This window comes from Falsiroseomonas oryzae (assembly GCF_027856955.1).
Classification (GTDB): Bacteria; Pseudomonadota; Alphaproteobacteria; order Acetobacterales; family Acetobacteraceae; genus Falsiroseomonas; species Falsiroseomonas oryzae.
Map to the genome: position 1 here is coordinate 1 of NZ_JAPSMD010000462.1, position 4,043 is coordinate 4,043.

At 71.7% G+C, this 4,043-nt stretch carries 4 protein-coding genes; 3 read left to right on the top strand and 1 reads right to left on the bottom strand.

Annotated elements, in window-relative coordinates:
- On the top strand, nt 1-697 hold a 697-nt coding region (locus OZN99_RS27000; protein WP_270938325.1), incomplete at its 5' end, for a DUF2382 domain-containing protein.
- A 157-nt stretch (nt 698-854) separates the two neighbouring features.
- Here the strand turns inward: OZN99_RS27000 and OZN99_RS27005 are convergent.
- Complete coding sequence (locus OZN99_RS27005) at nt 855-1,292, bottom strand: Lrp/AsnC family transcriptional regulator (protein WP_270938326.1); 438 nt, start codon at nt 1,290-1,292, stop codon at nt 855-857.
- A 130-nt stretch (nt 1,293-1,422) separates the two neighbouring features.
- On the opposite strand from OZN99_RS27005, the gene OZN99_RS27010 reads away from it, so the two are divergent.
- Nucleotides 1,423-2,682 carry a D-amino acid dehydrogenase gene (locus OZN99_RS27010; RefSeq protein WP_270938327.1) on the top strand — a complete coding sequence of 420 codons (1,260 nt, stop codon included), beginning with the start codon at nt 1,423-1,425 and terminating at the stop codon, nt 2,680-2,682.
- 110 nt (nt 2,683-2,792) lie between these two features.
- Nucleotides 2,793-4,043 (top strand): YbaL family putative K(+) efflux transporter (ybaL, locus tag OZN99_RS27015; RefSeq protein WP_270938328.1); only part of this gene is annotated, 1,251 nt, incomplete at its 3' end.

Genomic DNA, 4,043 nt, shown 5'->3' on the forward strand with positions numbered 1-4,043 from the left:
CGAGGCCCGCGCGGCCGAGGCCGTCCGCCAGGAAGCGGACGCCGTCCGCCAGGAGGCCGAGGCCGCCAGGCGCCGCACGCGCGAAAGCGCCCGCCAGCTTGCTGAGGCGGCGACGCGGCCGATGACGGCGGCCGCCGACATGGCGCGCCAGATGACGCGCATGGCCGCCAGCGGGTCCGACTCGGCAAGGCTGGCCGCGCCCCGCGCGTCGGCTTCCGCGCTGACCAACCTCTTCTTCGCGCCCTGGATGGGGATGATGCAGGGGCTGCAGACCGCGCCTGCCCGGAACGTCGCCGGCGCCGAGGAGGTGATCCCGCTCGGCGAGGAGGTGCTGGAGGTCGGCAAGCGCACGGAGAACCGCGGCACCGCCCGCATCCGCCGCTACGTCGTGGAGACGCCGGTGGAGCGCGAGGTGACGCTGCAGCAGGAGCGCGTGGTGGTGGAGCGCCGCCGCCCGGTCGGCCAGACGCCGACGGGCGAGGTGCTGACCGAGGTCACGGTGGAGGTCGTCGAGACCGCCGAGGTGCCGGTCGTCCAGAAGTACCTCCGCCTGCGCGAGGAGGTGGTGGTCCGCACCGAACGCTCGCAGCGGGTCGAGACGGTGCGCGAGACGCTCCGCCGCGACGAGGTGGAGATCCAGCAGCCTAGCGAGCGCGGGCGCCGCCCGCAGCTTCGCCCGGTCGGCTCTGACCGGTAGGTCCGGAACCGGCGCGCGCGGCGGACACGCCGCGCGCCCCTAGCCCGCGATCGCCCTGAGCGTGCACACCGTAAGGTGGGCACGGCGAAGGGCGTGAATCGCTGGGCCACAGAAGCGAGACCGGCGCAGCCCCGAACACAGTCAGGGCTGCGCCGGTCTAGCCGCGGATGACCGTGCGGATCGCGAAGCTCGACTGGATGCGCGCCACCCCCGGCATGCGCGACAGCGCCTCCTTGTGGATGCGCTCGTAGTCGGCGGCGTCGCGCGCCTCCACCCGCAGCAGGTAGTCCGACATCCCGGTCATCAGGTGGCATTCCCGCACCTCCGGGCAGCGGCGCACGGCATCCTCGAAGCGGCGCAGATGCTCGTCTGTCTGCCGTTCCAGCGTGATCTGCACGATGACGGTCACCGTGTCCTTCGCCGGCGTCTCGTCCAGCACCACGGTGTAGCCGCGGATCGGCCCGTCTCGCTCCAGCAAGCGCAGTCGGCGGAGGCAGGCGGAGGGCGAAAGCCCCACCGCCGCGGCCAGCGCCGCATTCGGCATGCGCCCGTCGCGGCGGAGTTCCCGGATGATCGCGCGGTCGATCTCATCCATGCCGCATATCCTGCGAAATTGCGCAATATCCTACGAGAAATGCTGCCAGACCGCCACTGGCTGCGTCAGATCCGCCGGAAATTCGCCGATCCGCGCGCTTATCCTAGCCCCGTCACGACGGAGGCTTCCCATGCGCGTCCTGGTCCTCGGTTCCGGTGTGGTCGGTGTCGCCAGCGCCTGGTACCTCGCCCGCGCCGGGCACGAGGTGACCGTGCTGGACCGCCAGCCCGCGCCGGGCATGGAGACCAGCTTCGCCAATGCCGGCCAGGTCTCGCCCGGCTACTCCGCCCCCTGGGCCGGCCCCGGCATTCCGGTGAAGGCGCTGAAGTGGCTGATGATGCGTCACCGGCCGCTGGTCCTCTGGCCGCGGCTGGATGGCGGGCTCTACCGGTGGCTCGGCCAGATGCTCGCCAACTGCACGGAAGCCGCCTACGGCGCCAACAAGGCCCGCATGGTGCGGCTCGCGGAGTACTCCCGGGACTGCCTGCGGGACCTGCGCGCCGAGACCGGCATCGCCTATGACGAGCGCACCAGGGGCACGCTGCAGCTGTTCCGCACACAGAAGCAGCTCGACGCGGTCGGCGCCGATGTCGAGGTGCTGAAGGCTTTCGGCGTGCGCCACGCGCTGCTCGACGCCGCCGGCGCCATCGCCGCCGAGCCCGCGCTCCGCCTGGTGCCCGGCAAGTTCGTCGGCGGCCTGCAGCTGCCGGGCGACGAGACCGGCGACGCCTTCCTGTTCACCCAGCGCCTGGCCGCGCTGGCCGCTGCCGCCGGCGTCACCTTCCGCCACGGCGTCACCGTCCGCGCCCTGACCACCGAGGCGGGCGCCGTGACCGGCGTGGAGACGGATGCCGGGCGCTTCGCCGCCGACCGCTACGTGGTGGCAATGGGCAGCTACACGCCGGCGCTGCTGCGACCACTGCATGTCCATGTGCCGGTCTATCCGGTGAAGGGCTATTCCCTGACGCTGCCTGTCGCCGACGAGGCAGCCGCGCCGGTCTCCACCGTGATGGACGAGACCTACAAGGTCGCGATCACCCGCCTCGGCGACCGGATCCGGGTGGGCGGCACGGCGGAACTCGCCGGCTTCTCGCTGCGCCTGCGCAAGCCGCGGCGGGAGACGCTGGAGCATTCCGTGACCGACCTCTTCCCGCGCGGCGGCGACGTGGCGCAGGCCAGCTTCTGGACCGGTCTCAGGCCGATGACGCCGGACGGCACGCCGGTGGTCGGCCCCACACGGTACGCCAACCTGTTCCTCAACACCGGGCACGGCACGCTGGGCTGGACCATGGCCTGCGGCTCCGGCCGGCTGCTGGCGGATCTCGTCACGGGCCGCGCGCCGGAGATCGCACATGACGATCTCGCGATCAGCCGCTACGCCGCGGCGTGATGGCGGGATCTTGCGAGATTTTCCCTTGTTCCTGCCACGTTTCCGCAGGATTTCCGGTTGAAACGCCCTGCGCGGCCCGTATTTAGGGACCTGAACGCAGGGAGCAGAAGATGCCGGACCATGACACGCCGCTGATCGCGACGATCGCCGTCGGCTTCCTGCTCGCCTTCGTCTTCGGCATGGCGGCGCATCGGCTGCGCCTGTCGCCGCTGGTCGGCTACCTCGTCGCCGGCGTCGTGGTCGGCCCCTTCACCCCGGGCTTCGTCGCCGACCAGAAGCTGGCCAACGAGCTCGCCGAGATCGGCGTCATCCTGCTGATGTTCGGCGTCGGCCTGCACTTCTCCCTGAAGGAGCTGATGGCCGTCCGCAACATCGCCGTGCCCGGCGCTGTGGCGCAGATCGCCGTCGCCACGCTGCTCGGCATGGGGCTGGCCTGGATGCTGGGCTGGGGCATCGGCGCCGGGCTGGTCTTCGGACTCGCGCTCTCCGTCGCCTCCACCGTCGTGCTGGTGCGCGCCCTGCAGGAGCGGCGGATCCTCGAATCGGAGCGCGGCCGCATCGCCGTGGGCTGGCTGATCGTGGAGGACCTGGTGATGGTCCTCGCCCTCGTGCTGCTGCCCGCGCTGGCGCCCGCGCTCTCCTCCGACACGCGCCTGCCCGCGGCGGAGATCGCGGCCACCGTCGGCCTCACACTGGTGAAGGTCGCCGCCTTCGTCGCCGTGATGCTGATCGCCGGCCGTCGCATCATCCCCTGGATCATGCACCACGCCGCCCACACCGGCTCGCGCGAGCTGTTCCGCCTGGCGGTCTACGCCATCGCGCTCGGCGTCGCCTTCGGCGCGGCCAAGCTGTTCGACGTCAGCTTCGCGCTCGGCGCCTTCTTCGCCGGCATGATGATGGGCGAGAGCCGGCTGTCGCAGCGCGCGGCGGACGAGGCGCTGCCGCTGCGCGACGCCTTCGCGGTGCTGTTCTTCGTCTCGGTGGGCATGCTGTTCAACCCCGCGGTGCTGCTGGACGACCCCTTCGCGGTGGTCGCGACCGTGCTGATCATCGTCTTCGGCAAGTCGATCGCGGCCTTCCTGATCGTGCGCGCCTTCGGCCATCCCACCGGCACCGCGCTGACGGTCTCGGCCGCGCTGGCGCAGATCGGCGAGTTCAGCTTCATCCTCGTCGGGCTGGGCGTGGCGCTGCACCTGCTGCCGGAGGAGGGCCGCGACCTCGTGCTGGCCGGCGCCATCCTCTCCATCCTGCTGAACCCCTTCCTGTTCAGCGCGGTGGAGCGCGGTCGGACGAAGCTGCTCACGCGCATCCAGTTCACCGCCGACGCCGCGAAGGCCGCCGCGCCGCCGCCGGTCGCCGAG

Excerpts from the sequence above, each read along its gene's own strand:
- OZN99_RS27005 (WP_270938326.1), bottom strand. The coding sequence starts at position 1,292 with ATGGATGAGATCGACCGCGCGATCATCCGGGAACTCCGCCGCGACGGG.
- OZN99_RS27010 (WP_270938327.1), top strand. The coding sequence starts at position 1,423 with ATGCGCGTCCTGGTCCTCGGTTCCGGTGTGGTCGGTGTCGCCAGCGCC.